At 67.7% G+C, this 22198-nt stretch carries 14 protein-coding genes; 6 read left to right on the forward strand and 8 right to left on the reverse strand.

The genetic code is table 11. From position 1 onward, the window contains the following. Positions 1-29 precede the first annotated feature (29 nt). Genes MYK68_RS13790 through MYK68_RS13805 form a run of 4 tightly spaced genes read left to right on the forward strand, consistent with a single transcriptional unit; the run spans position 30 to position 9995 of the window. The gene (locus MYK68_RS13790; protein ID WP_247864250.1) at positions 30-3812 is read left to right on the forward strand and encodes a DUF6079 family protein; all 3783 of its coding nucleotides are present in this window, start codon (positions 30-32) and stop codon (positions 3810-3812) included. Beyond that, complete coding sequence (pglZ, locus tag MYK68_RS13795) at positions 3809-6613, forward strand: BREX-2 system phosphatase PglZ (RefSeq protein ID WP_247864251.1); 2805 nt, start codon at positions 3809-3811, stop codon at positions 6611-6613. The genes MYK68_RS13790 and pglZ overlap by 4 nt, the downstream gene beginning before the upstream one ends. Further along, entirely contained in the window at positions 6610-7899 is a 1290-nt protein-coding gene (gene brxD, locus MYK68_RS13800) for a BREX system ATP-binding protein BrxD (protein ID WP_247864252.1), read from the forward strand. Before pglZ ends, brxD begins: the two co-directional genes overlap by 4 nt. Next, entirely contained in the window at positions 7899-9995 is a 2097-nt protein-coding gene (locus MYK68_RS13805; RefSeq protein ID WP_247864253.1) for a DEAD/DEAH box helicase, read from the forward strand. The genes brxD and MYK68_RS13805 overlap by 1 nt, the downstream gene beginning before the upstream one ends. A gap of 495 nt (positions 9996-10490) precedes the next feature. Here the strand turns inward: MYK68_RS13805 and MYK68_RS13810 are convergent, their stop codons facing one another. Then, a complete protein-coding gene (locus tag MYK68_RS13810; protein ID WP_247864254.1) occupies positions 10491-12116 on the reverse strand; it encodes an AMP-binding protein in 1626 nt (541 codons plus the stop codon). A gap of 226 nt (positions 12117-12342) precedes the next feature. Here MYK68_RS13810 and MYK68_RS13815 point away from each other — a divergent pair, with 226 nt between their 5' ends. Further along, positions 12343-13455 (forward strand): YncE family protein, encoded by a 1113-nt coding sequence (locus MYK68_RS13815; protein ID WP_247864255.1) that lies wholly within the window; start codon positions 12343-12345, stop codon positions 13453-13455. 125 nt (positions 13456-13580) lie between these two features. Here MYK68_RS13815 and MYK68_RS13820 read toward each other — a convergent pair whose 3' ends face one another. The 7 genes from MYK68_RS13820 to MYK68_RS13850 all read right to left on the reverse strand — a co-directional run bounded on the left by MYK68_RS13820 (position 13581) and on the right by MYK68_RS13850 (position 21243). Beyond that, positions 13581-14576, reverse strand: coding sequence for a sulfate/molybdate ABC transporter ATP-binding protein (locus MYK68_RS13820; RefSeq protein ID WP_247864256.1), 996 nt, complete (start codon positions 14574-14576; stop codon positions 13581-13583). A gap of 1 nt (position 14577) precedes the next feature. Further along, on the reverse strand, positions 14578-15582 hold the full coding sequence (cysW, locus tag MYK68_RS13825) for a sulfate ABC transporter permease subunit CysW (protein WP_247864257.1): 1005 nt from the start codon (positions 15580-15582) through the stop codon (positions 14578-14580). After that, positions 15579-16442 (reverse strand): sulfate ABC transporter permease subunit CysT, encoded by an 864-nt coding sequence (gene cysT / locus MYK68_RS13830; RefSeq protein WP_247864258.1) that lies wholly within the window; start codon positions 16440-16442, stop codon positions 15579-15581. Before cysT ends, cysW begins: the two co-directional genes overlap by 4 nt. Continuing rightward, positions 16439-17479, reverse strand: coding sequence for a sulfate ABC transporter substrate-binding protein (locus MYK68_RS13835; protein WP_247868061.1), 1041 nt, complete (start codon positions 17477-17479; stop codon positions 16439-16441). The genes cysT and MYK68_RS13835 overlap by 4 nt, the downstream gene beginning before the upstream one ends. Before the next feature lie 210 nt (positions 17480-17689). After that, positions 17690-17890 carry a hypothetical protein gene (locus MYK68_RS13840; protein ID WP_247864259.1) on the reverse strand — a complete coding sequence of 67 codons (201 nt, stop codon included), beginning with the start codon at positions 17888-17890 and terminating at the stop codon, positions 17690-17692. Between the two features lie 50 nt (positions 17891-17940). Beyond that, positions 17941-20010, reverse strand: a complete 2070-nt coding sequence (locus MYK68_RS13845) for a M3 family metallopeptidase (protein WP_247864260.1) — start codon at positions 20008-20010, stop codon at positions 17941-17943. Between the two features lie 96 nt (positions 20011-20106). Continuing rightward, complete coding sequence (locus MYK68_RS13850) at positions 20107-21243, reverse strand: aminotransferase-like domain-containing protein (protein ID WP_247864261.1); 1137 nt, start codon at positions 21241-21243, stop codon at positions 20107-20109. A gap of 67 nt (positions 21244-21310) precedes the next feature. Here MYK68_RS13850 and MYK68_RS13855 point away from each other — a divergent pair, with 67 nt between their 5' ends. Further along, the gene (locus MYK68_RS13855) at positions 21311-21745 is read left to right on the forward strand and encodes a MarR family winged helix-turn-helix transcriptional regulator (protein ID WP_247864262.1); all 435 of its coding nucleotides are present in this window, start codon (positions 21311-21313) and stop codon (positions 21743-21745) included. Positions 21746-22198 lie beyond the last annotated feature (453 nt).

Below are 22198 nucleotides of genomic sequence, written 5' to 3' on the forward strand. Positions count from 1 at the left end.
GTCACAGCTTGATCGGAGTACAGCACCCGATGTTTCCCGGCGCCACGCCCAGCAGTTCCCGCACGCTCCGGGACACGTTCCTTATCCCGGACTCGCGCGGCAGCAACGACTACGTGCTCCGGCTTTCCGATTCGGTAGCCGAGGATCAGCTCTCGGGCACGGTCGACTCGTACGTCGTCACCCCGGCCATCGCGGAGGCATTCGATCAGGCCCTGGCTGTGGTCGACACGGCACTGCGCACCGGCGAGAACAAGGCCGCGTACCTGAACGGCTCGTTCGGCTCCGGTAAGTCGCATTTCATGGCGGTGCTGTACGGCATCCTCGGCCACTCCCCCGCGGCGCTGTCGGTATCCGAATTGCAGCCGGTCATCGCCAACCATCCGGTGATCGCCGACGCCAATCTGCTGCGACTGACCTTCCACTTTCTGGACTCGGTGAGCATCGAGGCGGCGCTCTTCGAGCAGTACCTCCGGCAGATCCACGAGCTGCATCCCGACCAGCTCCCGCCGGTCCTGCATTCCGCCGGGGAACTGTTCGCCGATGCCGACAACCGCCGTGCCGAGGTCGGGGATGAGAAGTTCTTCGCCGCCCTCAACGCCGCCTCGGGCGGCGGGGCTGCCACCGGCGGCAGCGTGAATTGGGCGGCGCTGGGCGCGACCGCCGCCGTCTGGAGCGCCGAAACGTACGCGGCTGCGGTGGCTCCCGACGCAAAGCCGGCCACCCGCGCTCGCTTGCAGCAGGCATTGACTGCCGCGTACTTCACCAGCTATTCACGCAACACCGACTGGCTCTCCCTCGAGGACGGTCTCGCAGTCATCGCCGACCACGCCAAGTCGCTCGGCTACACCGGCGTGGTGCTGATGCTCGACGAACTAGTGCTGTGGCTGACCTTCCTCATCAACGAACGCCAGCGGTTCAGCGCCGAAGTGCAGAAGATCACCAAGCTGGTAGAAACCAGTCGCGGGCGCCTCGCCATTCCGGTCGCCTCATTCATCGCCCGCCAGCACGACCTGTCCGCCTGGGTCGCCAGCGGCAGCGACTCCGGCGCCACTCGGCAAGCCATCGAACAAGCCTTCGCCCACCAGGAGGGCCGCTTCGGCAGCATCCGCCTCGGCGACGAGAATCTGCCGTACATCGCGAACAAGCGCCTCCTGCAGCCGGTGGACGAGGCGGCCCGCGCCGCCCTCGCGGCCGCCTTCGACCGACTCGACAAGAATCCCGGCGTCTGGGACGTGCTGCTCGACGGCGTCAACACCGATGACACCCACCGTGGATCTAGTTCCGCGGATTTCCAGCTCACCTACCCGTTCTCACCCGCACTGATCTCAACCCTGCGTGCCCTGTCCGGTCAGATGCAGCGGGAGCGCACCGCACTCAAAGTGATGCAGCAGATGCTGCAAGACGATGCCGACCGACTCACCATCGACAACGTCATTCCAGTCGGCGACGCATTCGACTATGTGATCGACAGCGCCAGCGCCACCCCCATCAACGATGCGACCGCCCAAACCTTCAAGACCGCCCGCACCCTGTGGACCGAGAAACTGCGCCCCATGCTGTTCCGGAACATGGGTGTGGACGAGTCGGTTCCCGACGAGGACGCGCCTTCCGGACTGCGCGCCGACATCCGGATCGTCAAGACGCTGCTGATGGCAGCGGTGGCGCCGACCGTACCGGCTCTCAAACAGATCGACGCCAGCCGGCTGGCCTCACTCAACCACGGCAGCGTCATCTCTCTCATCCCCGGCGACCAGATCGGCCAGATCGCCGCGAAGGTCAAACAGTGGGCCGCTGAAGTACCAGAACTGACCGTATCGTCCGACGCCAATCCCCTGATCTCCATCGCCCTGGAATCGGTGGACTACGAGCGGATTCTGTCCAGGGCACAGACCGAAGACACCGACGGCCGCCGACGCGAACTGATGCGCAGTCTGCTCAGCGAGCAGTTCGGCGTGAACGACAACCAACTCACCACCGACGACTGCCTCGTGCGCGAGGTGATCTGGCGAGGTACGCCTCGCCGTGTCGAGGTGGTGTTCGGGAACGTGCGCGACCGCGGCTATCTCGCCGACGCCCAGTTTGCTCCGTCTGCGCCCGGTGCCTTGCGTCTGGTCGTCGACCTGCCCTTCGACGACCCCGGCCACACCATCACCGAAGACCATGACCGCATCGCCGAATTGCTGCGCACCGGCCAAGATCGGTTCACCATCGCCTGGCTACCGTCGTTCTTTCCCGAAAACGTGCTGCGCCAGCTCGGCAAGCTGGTGGTGCTCAACCACGTGCTGACCGATCGTTGGACCACCTACGCCAATGAGTTCTCCGAAGGAGACCGGCAGGCGGCCCGCGGTATCCTCGAACAACAGCAGATCCAGATTCGCGGCCAACTCGGCAATGCGATCCAGATCGCGTACGGCACCGCCAGCGGCGCCACCTTCGCCGACAACCAACCGCCGCTACGGTCGCTGCACGCCGGATACACCCCGCAACCACCGATCGGCAGCACTCTTGGCGAGGCCGTCGACCGGTTGATCGACGACGCCTACGGCACCCTCTATCCCGATCATCCCGAGTTCAGTCCGTCCGACCGCGTGATCACCGTCCGGGACTTGAACACCGCACTCGATCACCTGCGCACCGCCCAAACCCGGTCCGACGGCCGGGTGGCCCTGGAGGGCGGGGCCCGCGGCGACCGCGACAACACCCGCCGCATCGTCGAATCGCTCGGCATCGCGAAGGTCAACGAAACCCATCTGTTGTTCGGCACCGACCAGTTCACTGCCTGGCAGACGCGTATCACCCAAGAACTCGCCCGGCTCGGCGCCGACGAAGACGGCGACATCGACATCGCGGTGGTGCGTGAAGCGATCCGCGCGAGCGGCCCGAACCGCGGTCTGAACGACGACATGATCGACCTGATCGCGGCGGCGTGGGCGGCGCAGACCAAACGCTCATGGTTCCTGCACTCGTCACCGCTGCCCGAACCGGCGATCGGGAGCATTCGCCCGGGCACCACTTTGCGACTGGAACCGCTCCCTGAAGCACACGTGTGGAATACGGCCGTCCGCCGCTGGAAGGAGTGGACCGGCCAGCCCGTCAACGACTACCTCACCGCGACCAATCTGGCGGTCTTCGCCGACCAGGTCCGCAGGTATCGCGCCGAGAGCTTCACTGGGCGCGGACCGTTCGTCGCCGCGCTGCGACGTGCCTACGAGTCCTTCGGACTGGACCTGCAGGTCGGACGCCACGCCCTGGCCGCCGACCTGCTCGACCTCTTCGAGGTGAAGATCGAAGGAGCCTCCAACCTCGTCCTCGTCGACGTGATCGCGCAGGCCTCGCTGCACGGCAGCGATATCGAGGCAGGAAAGTCGTTGGCCTCCGCAGCCGAGGTGGAATCGGCTCTCGAGTCACTGCCCGCGAACCATTGGGATGTCCTGCATTCGGGCGCCAAGCTGGGCGGTGACCGCGGCGCACAGGCCCGCGCCATCCTCGACGAGCTGTCCCGGGCCGTCGCTGCGCAGGAGTTCGTCCACTCACTGCCCGCCGCTCTCGGGCAGGCGAACCGGAGCCGCGACGCATGGCTGGTGGCCGGCACACCCGCGGCGACACCCACGCAGACGGACCCGACCAGTACGCCGCCCATCGCGCCCGACGACGTCACCGTCGCGCCCCCTGCCCCGCAAATCGCGGAGATCCCGCCCTTCACAGTGTCCGCCGCATCGGTGAAGTCGGCGATCGAGACGAAACTCGCCGCCCTGCTGGCCCGCCACCCCGACGCCGAGTTCACCGTCACCATCACCCGAGTGCCCTCGTGACGCCCCTTCCCCGCGCCGACCTCACCGGCCTACTCACGCTGATCGGACAGCTGCGTGAGAAAGGTCATCAGCGTGGCGTGCTAGCGGTGGCCGCCCGACCCGAATGGGACGGCGACACCACCCTGGACACCGAACACGGCAGTCTGCGGATCCGCACCGCGCCCAGCGTCCTGGCACTCCGCGACGCGATGCTCGAACGGAACAGCGTCGACTGGGTGATCGCCCTCACCGACCGGCAACCCAGCGAGCTGCCGACCGGAGTCGTCGATCACCTCACCGTCGGCACAGTCTCGAACCTCGATCCATGGCCCGCGCTGCGCAGCCGGTTTCACGCTACCGGCCAAGAGTTCGACCTGTTGTCCCTGCAGAACACCGCCGCCCGTGCGGCACTTCGCTATCTGCCGCCCGCACCAGAACCCGCGCCCAACGGAGTCCTGACCTCCGACCACCTGTTCCGGGTGATCGCCGGTCACAACTTCGGCTTCACCACCGATCCGACCCCACTCAACGTCGCGGTGTGGTCGACCAACGTTGACCGGACGGCACAGTTCACCGCCTGGCAGGACACCGCCGACCAGGCCCTCCTCACGGAGTTCTACCGTTGGCTCGAAGGACGACTGAGTGCGCTGGGCCCGGTCTTCGGCGCTGTCTGGCAGACCGTCGGGCCACAACGGCTGGTTCCGCTCGGGCTCGTCGCCGCCCTCCTCAACGACTCGGGCAGCGCTGCGGCCGGTTTCCCGGCTACGCCTGAGGAGATCATCCGTTCCCGCACCCTGCTCGAGGTTCAGCTCGGCCAGCGCACCATCACCGAAAACCAACTGCTCGCCTGGGGAAACACGGCAAGCCTCGCGGTGGCCGACGGCGCTGACAAGGAGACGTTGCGCACCGCCGAAGACCTAGTCACACAGTTGCAGGCCTCCGCTCTGGTCGGCCGATCTGATGTGTTGCGGCCGGGCTTGACCGCACGGCTCGCCAGGTTCGCACAGGCCCTCGATGCCGCCGAACTCGATGCCATCGATCTCGCCGCGGTCGAGAACTGCTGGGCCGACGTGACCGCACACCGCCTCGCTCGGCCCGACAGCGCCGGCGCACTGCGCGACGTCCGCGTCGGGGCCGCAACCCTGCGCCTGCTGCGCTGGTTGCGGAGCCCGGACGCCACCCCGTCGTCGACGGCCGGATGGCTAGGGCATTATCGCGACGACCTGTCGTGGGTCGACGGCGCCGTCGACGAGGTATTTGTCGGTGCCACCGACCCACAACTCGCCGACGCCGCCCACCGGATCGTGACGGCCGCTCGCGCTCGGCGCGCCGAGCAGGATCGCAAGTTCGCCCGCCACCTGCAGACTGACGGAGGCCAGCGACGCACCGGAGCCGACGCGCCGACCTACGTCGAGGACCTTCTCACGCGGGTGGTCCTCCCCCTGACAAGACCCCGCCCCGGTGGCTCTACCCCGTCGCCCGTACTGCTCATCGTCGCCGACGGCATGAGCGGTTCGTCCGCCAACGAACTCGTCGCCGACACCGTCCGGCGCACACTGCCACAGTGGACGGTGTGTCTGCCCGAAGACACCGAACCGGTGACCGTCGCGCTGTCTGCGCTGCCATCGGTGACCGAGTTCTCACGGTGCTCGTTACTGTCCGGCAGGCTGGCCCGGGGTGGACAGTCCGAAGAACGCGCCGGATTCGATTCCTGGCTCACCGCCAACGGATTACCCTCCGCCGGGCGAGCGCTCTTTCACAAGGCCGATATGGAAGCCGCCGCGCGGGCCAACGCCCTGGCGGCCACTGTGCAAGAAGCGGTGGACGATACCGGCGGGCGACCGGTGATCGCCTGTGTGCTCAATGACGTCGACGATGCCCTCGACCGTTCCGATCCGATCGGCACCGTGTGGACCACCGACCGCTTCAAACGGCTCGACTCGCTGCTCTCGGCGGCCGCCGCCGTCGGCCGCACCGTGGTCTTGGTGTCCGATCACGGACATGTGGTGGAACGCCGAGAGCAACCGAGCGTTCAGCGCGGCGTTGGGATCTCCGCCCGCTACCGCACTGCCGACACCGACGTCGCCGAGGACGAAGTTCTGGTCGACGGTCCGCGGGTGTTGTGCGACGGCCACCGCGCCATCCTCGCCGTCGACGAGCAACTCCGCTACACCGGGCTCAAAGCCGGCTACCACGGCGGCGGAGCACTCGCCGAAGTAGCGATTCCAGTGGCGATTCTGCTCAACGGTGCGATTCCCGAGCACCTGCAGCTGATCGAGGCGTCGCTATCGGTGGGCGAACCGCTGGCCGCACCACCGTGGTGGGAGGCCGGGCGTGACGTGCGGTCACCGCTGTCGTTGCCCGCCGAGAGCACCGGTCCGGCCACGAAGACCGCGCCGAAGCGTCGCGGCAAATCGGCGCGTGCCGCGCAGCCTGCTCAGTCCGAGGGCTTGTTCGAACTCGCCGATCCCGCCGAATCCGGTGTCGAAGCACTGCCGGACGCCGCTCCGGCCGGCGGTCGTGACCGGGTTGCCGAACTACTCGCCACCGAACTCTTTACGAGGCTCTACAAGCAGTACGGTCGCCGCACCGACCTGACCTCCATCGCCACGCTCCTGCGCGAGACCATTGACGCCGGGGGTGTGCTGCCCCTTACCCGCGCCGCACACGTGTTGAACGTCAAGGCGTTCCGTGCCGGCCCAGCTGTGCAGTCCCTTGCGCAGGTGCTCAACACCGACGGTGTGATCGTTCTGACGGTGACCGGGACAGAACTGGAACTGGAAGCCGAGACCATGTTCGAGCAGTTCGGAGTACCGCGATGACGCTCTCCCCGGTACGTCGGCGAGAACTTCTCCAATCACTGCGCCAGGGCACGGTCCCGGAAGGCAACCTCGACGCGTTGGCCGTGGGCATCGACCGTTTCGCCGACACCATCGACTCCGATCTCGATGCGGTCGCCGCAGGCGGCTCGATGTTCAAGGCAGTGCGCGGCGAGTACGGCGCCGGCAAGACGTTCTTCGCTCGATGGGTGGAGCAGCGCGCCATGCGACGCGGGCTGGCCGTCGCCGAAGTGCAGATCAGCGAGTTGGAGACGCCGCTGCACAAGCTGGAGACGGTGTACCGCCGCACCATCGAAGAGTTGCGGACCGCGTCCTTCGCCAAGAGCGCCTTCCGGCCGTTGATCGACGCCTGGCTCTACGGCGTCGAAGAGGACGCGGCCGCTGCCGCCGGTGTCGAGGAAGCCCGTGCCGGCCAGGTCGAGGAGTTGCTGGAGCAGCGGCTCGCTGCCGTCGGGGCCACCACGCCCGTCTATCCGATGGTATTGCGCAGCTACCGCGCCGCGCTCGAGCGCGAAGACGCCCCCACCGCCGACGCACTCATCGCCTGGCTCGGTGGTCAGCCGCACGTCGGAGCCGCCGCGAAGCGTGCTGCCGGCGTACGCCAGGACGTCGATCACTTTCTGGCGATGGGCTTCTTGCAGGGACTGCTCACCGTCCTCAAAGGTGCCCGGCACCCGGGTCTGGTCCTGGTGATCGATGAGGTCGAGACCCTGCAGCGTATGCGCAGCGACAGCCGAGCGAAGGCGCTCAACGCCCTGCGCCAATGGATCGACGAGCTCGATTCCGGACGCTATCCGGGCCTGTACCTGGTAATCACCGGCACCCCGGCGTTCTATGACGGCCGTCAGGGCGTGCAAACGCTGCCGCCGTTGGCGCAGCGGCTGCACACCGACTTCGGCACCGATCCGCGCTTCGACAACCCGCGGGCACCACAGATCAGGCTCACCGGCTTCGATCTGGAGCGACTGGTGGAAGTCGGTGTTCGGGTGCGCGACATCTATGCCGAGGGATCGTCGGCACCGGATCGAATCCGCGAGTTGGTCGACGACCGCTATCTGCGCGATCTCGCAGTCGCGGTGGCGGGCGAGTTAGGCGGCACCGTGGGAGTCTCGCCGCGAATCTTCCTCAAGAAGCTCGTCGCCGACGTGCTCGATCGCGTCGACCAGTTTCCCGATTTCCTTCCGCGCGAACACTATTCGCTCACCATCTCCGATACCGAGCGGTCTGTGAGCCCGCGGGCCGCCACGGCCGACGACGTCGAACTCTGATGGACGGATTCGGCCTACTCGATCCGGTGGTCCAGCATCACATCGTCAATACGCTGGGCTGGACCGGTCTCCGCCCGTTGCAGAACGAGGCGACCGGCCCCATCGTCGCCGGCGAGGATGCCATCTTGCTGGCCCCGACCGCCGGCGGAAAAACCGAGGCAGCAATGTTTCCGCTCCTCACCCGCATGCAGGGACAGCGGTGGGACGGGGTCAGTGTGCTGTACCTGTGTCCGTTGCGGGCGCTGCTCAACAATCTGCAGCCGCGGCTCGACGAGTACGCTTCGTGGCTGGGCCGATCGGCGCGAACCTGGCATGGCGATGTCAATCAGTCGGCGCGACAGCGGATCCAACGGGAACGGCCAGACATTCTGCTGACCACCCCCGAGTCGCTCGAATCGATGCTGGTGTCTGAGCGGGTTGACGCCGCAGCCCTGCTCGGCGGGTTGCACGCAGTCGTGGTCGATGAGGTCCATGCTTTTGCCGGCGACGATCGCGGCTGGCATCTGCGCGCCGTCCTGGCCCGGATCGAAGATCTGCTTGGCCGTCGGCTGCAACGAATCGGGATGTCGGCGACAGTCGGCAATCCCGCAGTGTTGCTGACCTGGCTGCAGGGTGGCCACACCGGGCCCGGACGGGTGATCGCCCCCGCCGATCCCGCGGCGACCAAGGTTCCGGAGGTCACCGTCGACTCCGTCGGCAGCATCCAAAACGCCGCCACAGTAATCGCCGCACTCCACGCCGGCGAGAAGCGCCTGGTATTCGTCGATTCCCGACGCCTCGCCGAGGAGCTTGCGGCCGGCCTCCGCGAGCGGGGGATCACCACCTTCGTCTCGCACTCCTCCTTGTCCGCGGCCGAACGCCGCGAATCCGAACAGGCCTTCGCTGAATCGCGTGACTGCGTCATCGTCGCCACGTCGACACTCGAACTCGGAATCGATGTGGGCGACCTCGACCGCGTCATCCAGATCAACGCGCCGCGAACCGTCTCGTCATTTCTGCAGCGACTGGGACGCACCGGGCGGCGGCCCGGTGCCGTGCGCAACTGCCTCTTTCTCGGCATCACCGACGATGCATTGCTTGCCACTCTTGGCATGCTCAAATGCTGGTCGGACGGATGGGTCGAACCTGTCACCCCACCGCCCGAACCTCGCCACATCGCCGCCCAGCAGCTACTGGCCGCGGCATTGCAGACTCGCCGTCTCCCGTTGCAGGGCTGGGACTCTCAGTGGGCCCCCCTTCCGCTTTTCGGTGACGACGGGCCGGAAATCTTCGACTACCTCGTGAGCGAGGGGTTCCTCGACCACGATTCCGGTACCGCCTTTATCGGACCCGAAGCCGAAAAGCGGTTCGGCCGCCGCCATTTCATGGAGTTGCTGGCAGTCTTCACCGCGCCCCCGGTGTTCACGGTGCTGGCCGGGCGCCACGAGGTCGGTTCAGTCGAGGCGAGCGTGCTGACTGATGTCGTAGAAGGCCCCCGGGTGCTTCTACTGGCCGGGAGATCGTGGAAGGTCACGCACATTGACTGGCTACGCCGACGGGTTTATGTCGAGGCCACCGACATTGCCGGGCGCGCAAAGTGGATGTCACTGCCCGACGGCACGTCGCTGCAGATCACCCGCGCTGCGCGCGACGTGCTCCTGGGTTCCGCGCCAGATGGGGTGACGCTGACCCGCCGAGCAGAGGTCACGCTCGCCGACATGCGAGAACAACACAGCGGACATGTCGACCCTGCGCGGTTCGTTGTCGAACGCGACCGCACAGGCACAGTTCGATGGTGGACGTGGGCGGGGGTCAAGGCCAACCGGACGATCGCCGCCGCCACCCCGATTGCGGTTCCGCGGCAACGGCCGAACGCCGAGTTCATCCGGTTGCATTCAGACTTGACTGTCCAAGAGATTCAGACGGCACTCGCCGAGCTGTCGGCTCTGCCGGAATGGCCCCTGCCGACCATCGATCCAGGCGCGCTGAATGGATTGAAGTTCTCCACTGCTCTACCGCCAGACCTCGCGGCACGCACCCTGGGGGCCCGGGCCCTCGACGAGGTCGGCGCTTCAGACACCGTCGCATATCCGGCGGTCTTTCACCTGATGAGTTGATCGTTATTCGCCAGCTACGAACTAGAATCGCTTCATGTCGACGGCCCGTGAGATCGCGATTCATGCGGGCTTCATGAAAGGCTTCCAAGCACTGCAGCCCAAACGTCCGAAAGCAGGTTGCTGCCTCCGTCGCCAAGTTTCGGACAAACGACCTCTCTGGCACTCACGTCGAGACGATCCACAATGCTTCGAACTCTCGGTTCCGATCGGTTCGCGTCACGCCGTCAATTCGCGCCATCGTCCTGGCGCCTACCACAGGAACCGACGGTTCGGCAGATCGTGTCAGCGACATAGGAAGTAGGCTCGGTCACGGGTCCTGTGGTGCTCGGTGAGTTGTTGAGGAACTCTCATCCTCACACCCAGGACCCACCTGCAACTTGTGGCCCTCCCCAGCCCATCACGCCGTCACCTACTCACTCTCAAAGGCGAAGAGCCGGACAACGCAGCTGAACGCGAAGACCGGCGTGCGTCTCACCGAGCCGGCCGCGGGGCACCTCAGCCCTGGATGCGAGTCCGGGTGTCGCCCCAGGCGGCGTCGCGTAGTTCGTTCTTGCGAATCTTGCCGGTCGAGGTCTTGGGGAGCGCGTCGACGAACTCGACCTCGCGGGGTGCTTTGTAGGAGGCGATCCGGGTCTTGACGTGCGCGATGATCTCGTCCGCCGTGACCGTGGCGGTCTCCGCGATCTGCACGTAGGCCTTCGGCCGCTCGCCCCATTTCTCGTCGGGAACGCCGATCACGGCGACGTCGAGCACCGCGGGGTGACTGACGACGGCCTGCTCCACCTCGATGGTCGAGATGTTCTCGCCACCGGAGATCACCACATCCTTGGCGCGGTCGAGGAGTTGCACATAGCCGTCCGGATGCATCACCCCGAGATCTCCGGAGTGGAACCAGCCACCGGCGAACGCCTCCGCGGTCTGCTCCGGCGCCTCGAAGTAGCCCTTCATCACCACATTGCCGCACATCACGATCTCGCCCATCTCCACACCATCGGCAGCCACGTCCACCAGTTCGCCGCCGACCGGTTCCGGGCGCACCACACGCAGCCGTTCGGCGGTCACCATGCCGACCCCCTGCCGGGCCATCAGCACCGACAGCTCCTCACCGGGCAGGTCCGCCCACCCCGGATCGGGCTCACACACCGAGTACGGGCCGTAGGTCTCGGTGAGACCGTAGACGTGGATGATCTCGATACCCAGATGCCGGATCGCCTTGATGATGGTCGGGCTCGGCGGGGCGCCCGCGGTCGCGATCGCCATCGGGGTGGTCATCGGATGCGCCTCGGGCGCGGTCGCCAGCGTGGTCAGCACCGTCGGCGCACCCGACATCCGGTTGATGTTCTCGGTATCGATCAGGCGCCACATATCCTCACCACGCACCGCGCGCAGGCACACGTGCGTCGCGGCCATCGCGGTCACGCCCCACGGCCCGCACCAGCCGTTGCAGTGGAACATCGGCAACGTCCACAGGTAGCGGGTGTCGATGGTGAACCCCTGGGTCAGGGCGTTGCCCAGCGACGCCAGATACGCACCTCGGTGGGTGTACATGACACCCTTGGGTTTGCCGGTGGTGCCCGAGGTGTAGTTGATCGAGATCACCGCGTTCTCGTCGCCGACGGTCCATTCGAAGCGTGCCGCGGCGTCACCGCGCGCCATCAGCTCGTCGTAGCGCAGCGCCGGACCGGTGTATTCGCCGTCCTGGGACGGCACCTCGATCACCTCGCGCACCGTCGCGAACTCGACGCCCTCGAGGGGCGCCAGCAGCAGGCCGTCGCCGATCAGCAGCACCGCGCCGGAATGATCACAGATGTACCGCACCTCTTCGGCGGCGAGCCGCGTGTTGACCGCGACCAGCACACCGCCGGCCAGCGGCACCGCGAAGTGCGCGGCCAGCAGTTCCGCGGAGTTGGTACCGAGGAACGCGACCCGATCACCCGGCTCGACCCCGGAGGCGCGCAGCGCGCTCGCAAGGGTCACCACGTCCACGGCGAGCTCCCCGTAGGTGAGACGGCGCCCACCGTCGATCACGGCCAGCTTGCCCGGATGCACCGCCGCCGCCCGTTCAAGGAAACGCAACGGCGTAAGCGCGGTATCGAGTCCGGAGCGGGCGGGCTGAGTCATGTGGCATCCCTCATAGTCGTGGAGCGGTCGTGGCTGCCCTCACTGTAGCCCGTAGTGGCACTCAGTGCCACATGGTGGAGCGAGTAATCGCCGAGCGGTCTGTCACACGAGACGAACGGTGCCGCGCGCCTACTCCGCCGCGATCGCTTTTCGACGCTGATCCACGCGCGAGCATTGATGCACAATAATGGCGGCCATGCATCGTCGAAGAAGTCCGTCAGGAACCGTGTCGCTGTCATTGATGGCGGCCGCAACGGCCGCCTCGGTCCTGCTCACCGGTTGCCAGACGGCGAGCGATACTCATGGCACTGCGGTTCCGGCAGGAGCGGAGGAATCGACCGCCGCGGAGACCACGACGCCCGCGCCGCGCACCTCCGCGTTCGGTGAGATTTCCGCGCAGATGGACATCAATGTTCCCGTCAGCCGCCCGGCGGTCGCCCATGACGGCCGGACCGTCTGGGTGCCCACCGCGGACTGGATCGAGAGCGTCGACATTCCGACGTTGGGCGAGCAGGGCGGCGCCAACGTGTATCCGAAACCGGAAGCCACGCAGATCGCGCTGGCCCCCGATAGCCCGAATCTGTTCTTCGAGGACCGGTCCGGTGCGATCGGTGTCGCAGATTCGTCGACCCGGAAGGTCACCAAGACAGTGCCTTCCGGTATCGGGAACGACATCGCCGGCGAGTTCGTCATGTCCAGGAACGGATCTACCGCTTATCTGCTCGGTTCCAGCGACTCCGACGTCGTCTCCGTCGTCGACGTCGCGGGCAGTTTGCCGACGAAGTCCGTGCGAACGAACACGTACGCCCGCGGCCGCAACGCAATTGCCCTTAGTCCCGACGGCGGCACCGTCTACTACCTGGCCCAGACCAAGGCACATCTCGATCCCGAGATCGCCGTCTTCGATACGAAAGCCTCCACACTGACGCGCACCATTCCCCTCCCGGAGACGAGCCCCGCGGCCGGGCCGACCGCGCTCGACCTCTCCCCGGACGGCAAGCGTCTCTACGTCACCGGCACCGACCCAGAGGCGGCGGCGGGCGCCCCGCAGACCATGTCGGTGGTCGACACGGCCACCGGCAAGATCACCGCCGACGTCCGGGTCGGGGTCGATCCCGTCGACGTCTCCGTCACCCCGGACGGACGATACGTAGGTGTCGTGAGCCGCCACGACGGCGTGATCTCGCTGATCGACACCCGGACGAATCGCGTGGTCGCCACCGCTGCACAGCCCAACGCGGAACCGATCTACATCGCCATGTCTCCGGACAGCGAATTCGCCTACGTGGCGACGAAATCAAGCCAGAAGCTCCTCCAGATCAGCCTCAGGCGAAGCTGACCGGTTGCGTGTACACGCCCGTCGTCCCCGCTGGCCGGCCTCCACACGCACGCCACCCGATGCCGCACCGCCTCGGTCGCCGGCCCGAGACCTTCGGCTGGTCGGTCCACGTCGGCCGGGAGCGGCTACTCCGCCGCGAGCTGCGGAACGGCCGTGGCGCGGGCGTAGACGGTCTGGCCGGCCGCCAGTTCCAGGGCGTTCTGGTCGCCGCGCGTGATCTGGGCGATGAACTCCTCTCCGGTGTTCGCGGCGGTCAGCTCGACGCGGGTCTCGAAACCGAGATTCACCACCCGCTTCACCGTCGCGCGGATCACGCCGGTGTCCAGGCCGGTATCGGCCGACGGGTAGGTCATCTCCGGGGTGCGGCCGATCCGGATGTCGTGCGGGCGGACCAGCTGGCCGTTGAGCCGGGACACCGAGCCGAGGAACGACGCGACGAACACGTTGCCCGGCCGGTCGTAGAGATCGTCAGGCGTGCCCACCTGCTCGATGCGGCCCTTGTTCAGGACGGCGATCCGGTCGCTGACGTCCAGCGCCTCCTGCTGGTCGTGCGTCACCAACACGGTGGTCACGTGGACCTCCTCGTGCAGTTGCCGCAGCCAGCGCCGCAGGTCGTCGCGCACCTTGGCGTCCAGGGCGCCGAAGGGCTCGTCGAGCAGCAGCACCTGCGGATCCACCGCCAGCGCCCGCGCGAGCGCCATGCGCTGCCGCTGACCGCCGGACAGCTGCGACGGGTACCGCTTCTGGAAGACCTCCAGCCCGACGATCTCCAGCAGTTCGTCGACCTTCTTGTTGATCTCGGCCTTGGACCGCTTGCGGATCTTGAGCCCGAAGGCGATGTTGTCGCGCACCGTCATGTGCTTGAACGCCGCGTAATGCTGGAACACGAACCCGATGTCGCGCTGCTGCGGTGACGCCTTCGACACATCGCGGCCGTTGATCGCGATGATGCCCGAGTCGAGGCTGTCCAGACCGGCGATGGCCCGCAGCAGCGTCGACTTACCCGAGCCGGACGGGCCGAGCAGCGAGGTCAGCGACCCGGCCGGAATGTCGATCGAGACGTCGTCGAGCGCGGCGAAATCGCCGTAGCGCTTATTGGCACCGGTGACTGTGATGGACACGCTACTTCTCCTCGCCTGCGGGGCGTCGTGGATGGGGGTCTCGACGGGGCTCGACCGGCGGGACGGGCTCGACCGGCGGGACGGGCTCGACCGGCGGGACGGGCTCGACCGGCGGGACGTGTTCAGCCGGTGAGTGGGGCTCGACGGGCAACGCCGCCTCGACGATGGACTCGGGCGCCATCAGCGCGCCGGCGTCGACGACGCGGCCGCGGGACCGTCGTTCGATCAGGGTCATGACGGCCAGCACGCTGATCGCGACCAGCATCAGCAGGGTGGCGGCCGCGTACGCGCCGTACTCGTTGTAGTCGTCGGTGTACCGGGAGTTGACCAGCAACGTCAGCGTCTGCGAGACGCCCGGCATGTTCGACGACACCATGGTCACCGCACCGTACTCCCCGAGGGCCCGCGCGATGGTCAGGACGACACCGTAGGTCAGGCCCCACCGAATGGCCGGCAGAGTGATCCGCCAGAAGGTCTGCCAGCCGCTGGCCCCGAGGGTCGCGGCGGCCTCCTCCTGCTCGGTGCCGATCTCGTGGAGCACCGGCTCCACCTCGCGGACCACGAAGGGCAGCGTCACGAACAGCGTCGCGAGCACCATGCCGGGCACCCCGAAGATCACCCGGAAGCCGAGCGATTCGACGCCGCCGAACCAGCCGTGGCTGCCCCAGAGCGCGATCAGGGCGACGCCGGCCACCACCGGGGACACCGCGAACGGCAGGTCGACGACGGCCGCCATCAGACCCTTGCCGGGGAACCGGCCGCGGGCCAGCGCAAGCGCGGTGAGCACCCCGAAGATGACGTTCAGCGGCACCACGATCACCACGATCAGCAGCGACAGCTGCAGCGCCGAGATCGCCGCGGGGGTGGTGATCCAGTCCCAGAACTGGCCGAGGCCCGGCGACAGCGAGCGCCAGAAGATCAGCACCACCGGCACGATCAGCAGAATCAGCAGGTAGACCAGCGCGACGGCGCGCAAACCGTAGCGGGTCCAGCGCGACACGATCATTCCGACGCCTCCTCACGACGCTGCTGCACCCGTCCGGCGATGCGCAGCACCAGCAGCACCAGGAAGGCGATCAGCAGCAGGATCACCGACACCGACGACGCCGCGACCGGCTCGTCCACCTCGATCTGCTGCTGGATGTACTGCGACGCCACCTGGGTCTTACCCGGGATGTTGCCGCCGATCAGGACCACCGAACCGAACTCTCCGATGGCGCGGGTGAACGCCAGGCCCATGCCGGTCAGGATCGGCGGGGCCAGTGCCGGCAGCACGATCCGCACGAAGATGGTGGCGTTGCGCGCCCCGAGGACCGCGGCCGCCTCCTCCACGTCGCGATCGAGTTCCATCAGCACCGGCTGCACCTGCCGGACCACGAAGGGCAGTGTGACGAAGGTCAGCGCCAGGATCACCCCGGGCTGGGTGGCCGCGAGGTGCACGTCGATCGGGCTGTTCGGCCCGTACAGCGACAGCAGCACCAGGGAGGCGACGATGGTCGGCAGGGCGAACGGCAGGTCGATGAGCGCGTTGACGAAGCCCTTGCCCCAGAAGTCGTCGCGCACCAGCACCCAGGCGATCACGGTGCCGAAGACCACGTTGATCAGGGCCACCGCGATCGACAGCAGCACGGTGATCCGCAACGTGTCGAGCGCCGCCGGCGCGGTCACCGCGTCCCAGAAGCCGGACCAGCCGTCGTCGAAAGCGCTCGACGCGATCGCGATCAGCGGCAGCAGCACGATGACGGTCAGCCAGAGCCCGGCCACCCCGAGGGTCAGCGGATTGTCCGCGCGCCAGCGTCGTCCGCCGGCCGGCTCCGGCGCCGGGGTGTGCGCGACGGCCTGCCCGGCGGTCGTGGACGCGGTCATCGGCCGGCCTCCTCGTCGTAGATCTTGCTGATCGATCCGGAGGTCCCGAAGAGCGCCTTGTCGGTCTTCTTCCAGCCACCGAGGTCGTCGATGGTCCAGAGCCGTTCGATCCGGCCCGGGAAGTCGCCTGCCGTCTCGGCGATGACAGCCGGGTCGACGGGCCGGAAACCGGCCTGCGCCCAGAGTCGCTGCGCCGGCGGGGTGAACAGGTAGTTCACGAAGGTCCGGGCCGCGGGCTTGTCATCGGAGGTGTTGACGACGGCGACCGGGTTCTCGATCTTGAAGGTCTGCGGCGGGATCACGTAGTCGACGCGCTGCGTGGCATCCGCGGTGGCGTTGTGCCGCTTGAGCATGATCGCCTCGTTCTCGTAGCTGATCAGCACGTCGCCCTGCCCCTGTTCGAACGCCGTGGTCGCCTCACGGCCGGACTTGGGCAGCACCCGGACGTGATCGCGGACCAGGGCGCGTACATAGTCGAGGCCGGCCTGAGGGTTCTTCCCGCCCTCGCTCTCTGCGGCGTACGGCGCCAGCAGATTCCATTTGGCCGATCCGGAGCTACCAGGATTCGGCGTGACGACGGTGATCCCGGGCCGAAGCAGATCGGACCAGTCGCGGATGTTCTTCGGGTTGCCCTGCCGGACCACGAGCGCGACCACCGACCCGAACGGAACCGAGTGATTCGGTGCCTGGGTCTCCCAGTCCTTGTCGACCACCCCTGCCTTCACCAGGCGTGTGACGTCCGGTGCCACGGAGAAGTTGACGACGTCGGTGGGCAGGCCACGCGCGACCTTCCGCGACTGATCACCGGACGCGCCGTACGACTGCGAGAAGCCGATCCCGTGACCTTCCGGGGTAGCCCGGAAGGCGGGGATGATCAGGTCGAACCCGGGCTTCGGCGTGGCGTAGGCGACGAGATTCAGATGGCGGCTGCCCGACGAGATGTCGACGCCGCCGGGAGTGTCGGTGGATCCTCCGCCGCACGCCGCGAGCAGCCAGGCGAGTGCGGCCACGACGACGAGCGTCGTCGCGGAACGCAGCGGTGCCGCGGCGCGCAGCGGTCGGCGGGAGCGGTTCTTGGGCACGGGAGAAAGCTAGCAACGCCCACCGGCCGGCTCAACGCTCACGCGGACGGGCGACCGACCGGACCGCAGCGGGTTTGTCGTGCGCTAGCTGGTGAGGTACCAGGCGACGAGAACCAGAACCAGCAGCGCAGCGAGCGCCCAGGTGACCTTCGAGCGAAACATGAATCAGATCCCAACTCCGTGATCGTCGCCCACCTCGCGCCGATCGAACAACGAAAACACCCATGCGACCAGGAAGTTCACCAGCCACGCCAGTCCTGACGCCAGCGGGATCACCACGGCGAGCACGACGAGCAGCTGGGGAACGTACGGCAGTCCGGTGAGCCACTCCTCCACGGAGTCCCACCACGACAGGAACCCGGCCATCACTACCTCATCGTTCCCTGGTCTTTATTCTCACGCTGACTTAAACAAGGCTACTCGGCCGTGTCGCCGCCGACCGCCGCGAGGCCGCGCCGCCGCAGCAGCGGACCGATCTGCGCCGGGCGCCCCAGTAGGCCGGCGTGCGCGGCCACCGGATCGACGCTGTCGCCGCGAGAGAGCACCGCCTCGGCGAAGGCCCGGCCCAGCTCGCGCTGCAAGCCGCCGCCCCGGCGGAACCACTGCTCGGTCTCCGCGTCGAGGATCTCCGACCAGATGTAGCTGTAGTACGCCGACGAGTAGCCGCCACCGAAGACGTGGTTGAAATAGGTACTGCGGTAACGGGGCGGGATCAGGCCGCTCGCCAGCCCGGCCCCGGCGAGCGCCGCGGCCTCGAACTCCAGCACGTCATCGGGGATCTCATCGACGCTCAGCCGGTGCCAAGCGAGGTCGAGCGCGGCGGCGCCGAGGTACTCGATGGTCGCGTGCGCCGGCTCGATGTCCCCCGCTGCCCGCACCGCGTCGAGCAGTGCTCGCGGCGCGGGCTCCCCGGTCCGCCAGTGCCGGGCGTAGCGCGCGGTCACCTCCGGGTGCAGCGCCCACATCTCGTTGACCTGCGACGGGAACTCGACGAAGTCACGCGGCACCGACGTGCCCGACTGCGAGACGTACTCGGTATCGGAGAGCAGCCCGTGGATCGCGTGACCGAACTCGTGGAACGCGGTGACCAACTGGTCGTGCGTGAGCAGGCACGGCTCCCCCGGCTCCGGTGCGGTCAAGTTCAGGACGTTGACGATCACCGGCCGCGTCCCCAGCTGGGCCGACTGGTCGACGATGTTGTTCATCCACGCACCGCCACGCTTGGACGGCCGCGCGTAGAAGTCGCCGAGGAACAGCCCGATTCCCGCACCGCTGCCGTCCCCGACCTCCCAGACCCGTACGTCGGGGTGATACCCGAGCAGATCGGGACGTTCGACGAAGGTGAGCCCGTACAGTTCGCCCGCCGCCGCGAAGATCCCGTCGCGGTAGACGGTGTCGAGCTCGCAGTACTGCTCGAACTCGGTCGTCGGATCCTCATGCCGGTCGACCGACGGCTCCGCCGAATCCACGCCGCCGGCCAGCGCGTGGGTCACGTCCCAGGGCTGAAGCGGCGCCCCGGCGCTCTCGGTCAGCCGCGCGAGTTCGGCCTCGCCGGCGGCCATCGCGGCCGACGACAGCTCTCGCAGCAACCCCGCCACGGCCTCCGGGTCCGGCGCGGTCTCCTCGGCGATCACGTATTCGGCGTGGTTCGCGTAGCCGAGCAACTGGGCACGACGCGCCCGCAAGCGCACGATCTCCAGGATCATCTCCCGGGTGTCGTTCTCGTTGCCACGCGCACACCGGTCGACCGACGCGGTGAAGACCCGTTGCCGCACAGCCGGATTCGTCAGCTTCGCCACCGACGACTGGCTCGTCGGCAGTTCCAGCGTGATCAGGTAGCCGTCGAGTCCCCGTTCCTGTGCGGCCCGGCGGGCGGCGGCGACCTCGCCGACGGACAGGCCGTCGAGGTCCGACTCGTCGGGCACGTGCACGGCCGAGTCGTTGGTATCTGCCAGCAGCCGCTGCCCGAACTCGGTGCTCAGCGTGGCCAGCCGCGCCGAGATCGCCCGCATCTCGACCTGTCCCTCGGGGTCGAGGGCCGCGCCGGCGCGAACCGCGTCCCGGTAGCGATGCTCGGTCAGCCGGCGTTGCGGCTCGCTGAGCCCGAGTGCCTCACGACGCTCGTAGACGTCGGCGATCCGCGCGAACAGCCGTGGATTCATGGCGATCGCGTTCTGATGCTCGGTGAGCCGGACCGCCAGGTCCTGCGCGATCGCGTCACGCTGCGGATTGCTGTCCGCCCCTTCGAGATTGAAGAAGATCCCGTTGGCGCGGGCCAGGAGACGACCCGAGCGCTCCAGCGCGGCGACGGTGTTCTCGAAGGTCGGCGGCGCCGGGTCGCCCGCGATCGCCTCGACCTCGGCGAGGTGCGCCGGAAGGGCGATGTCGTAGGCGGGGAGGAAGTCGTCGTCGGTGATCGCGGCGAAGTCCGGCAGGTCGTACGGCAGCCCGGAGGGGGCGAGAACAGGATTGACGTCGGAGCCCATGGCACCACTGTGCCATCCGTCGAGAGGGCACCGCCGCCCGCCGTCTCGACGGATTCCGTCCCACCACCTGGATTCCGTTCGCCCACCCGGTCTATTTCAGGTGGTGGAACGGAATTCGAGCGGGTAGACGGAATCCGGGCAGGCAGTGCGGAGCAGGTCCGCCAGCACCGCCAGACCGCGGTCGGCGTCGTCCGTGGCGGCATGGCTGAAGTTCAGGCGCATCGTCCCGAGTTCGGGATCACCGGGAAAGAACTCCTCGCCCGGCATGAAGGCCACCCCACGGGCGATCGCCTCGTCGAGCAGGCTCCGGGTGTCCACCGGCCGGTGCAGCCGGAGCCAGTAGAAGAGCCCACCGCCGGGCGTGGTCCACGACGCGAGCCCGCCGAGGTGACGGCGCAGCAACTCCTCGAAGTCGTCCCGGCGATTCCGGTAGAACGACGCCAGTCCGGCCAGGCGCGCATCCCAGTCGGGCGCGGTGACCGCGTCGTACACGATCCGCTGCGAGAGCCGTGAACTGTGCAGATCGACGGACTGCTTGAGCATCACCAGCGACGGATACAGATCCGCCGACGCCGTGAGGAAGCCGACGCGCAGTCCGGGCGCGAAGGTCTTCGAGAACGACCCCTGGTAGATCCACGATCCGCCGGTCATCCGCGCAGCGATCGGGGTGCGGTCGACGTCGTCGTAGGCGAGTTCCCGGTACGGGTCGTCCTCGAAGAGGACGGTGCCCGACGCCAGACAACGCTCGGCCAGCCCGGCGCGCTCGTCGGCGGTCAGGCACACGCCGGTCGGATTGCCGAAGGTCGGCACCACGTAGGCCAGCGCGGCGGCGGACAGGTCGTCGAGACCGGTGAATCGCGCCCCGTAGAACCGGAAGACCTGCAGCGCGGCCAGATAGGTCGGCGATTCGACGGCGACGGGCGTCCCCGGGTCGATGAAGAGTTTCGCGGCCAGGTCGATCCCCTGCTGGCTCCCGCTGAGGACCATCACCCGCTCGGCCGGGGCATCGAGGCCCAGGTCGGTCAGCCGCCGCGAGACCAATTTCCGCAGCTCCGGCTCCCCCTCGCTCGGGCCGTACTGCATGAGTTCGGCCGGGACGGTCCCCGACCATTCCGGCAGCAGCGATGTCGCCGGGAGCCCGCCCGCGAACGACACCATGCCCGGGCGGTCGATCACGCTCAGAATCGCGCGGATGGGCGACGGTGCAAGCCCGCCGATACGCTGAGAGAACATGTGCCACACCTCAGATAGGTCAATAAGATTGACCCTTAGTGTGGACGACGGGAGGAAGTAGGTCAAGATGATTGACCCAGATCGTGAGGCACTGCTGCGCTCGGCGATCGAAGACCTGTACTTCGCCTACCGCACGTTCACCGCGCTGCCCGACCGGCGCCTCGCCGATCTCGGCCTCGGTCGTACCCATCACCGGATCCTGCACTTCGTCCGCCGCGACCCCGGCCTCTCCGTCGGCGACCTGCTCGCCGTCCTCGAGGTGAGCAAGCAGGCGGTGCACCGCCCGATCAAGGACCTCGAAGAGCGCGGCTATCTCGCGGTCACCGCGGACGACACCGACCGCCGCATCCGCCGCCTCACCCTCACGCCCGCCGGCACCGGCCTGGAAGACCAGCTCACCTCGTTGCAGATGGACCTGCTCGCGACGGCATTCGACGGCCTCGACGACGGAGCGGTCGCCCACTGGCAACAGGTGATGCGCCGCCTCGCGGCCGGCGGCTGATCCACCCGGGTCCCGCTGGATCGGGGGTCGTTTCGACTCGGCCTCGGCTAGCGCCTCGACCGGCTCAACGGGCGGCGAAAGCCGGCTCAACGAGCGGAAGGGCCAGGTCACTCCGCCAGGCGAGAAGCGGCGCCCTCTCCGACGTCGAGCACGGGCGGGACTGCGGCCATCGATGAGGAACCCTCCACAGCCCCAGCTAGAGACGGGTGCGCCCACTCGAAGTAAGCAGGCGAGGACTGCCGACGAACAATGGCCGTCGTCGCGACCACACACGAAAGCGCGGAGGCGCTACTTCCCGTTCGGTTCATCTCCAAACGGTCGAGGACACAACCCCGGGGTGGTCGTTTCGACTCGGCCTCGGCTAGCGCCTCGACCGGCTCAACGGGCGGAGATAGCCAGGCCACCTCGCCAGGCGAGAAGCGGCGCCCTCTCCGACGTCGAGAGGCCGCGACG

The organism is Gordonia sp. PP30, assembly GCF_023100845.1.
Classification (GTDB): Bacteria; Actinomycetota; Actinomycetes; order Mycobacteriales; family Mycobacteriaceae; genus Gordonia.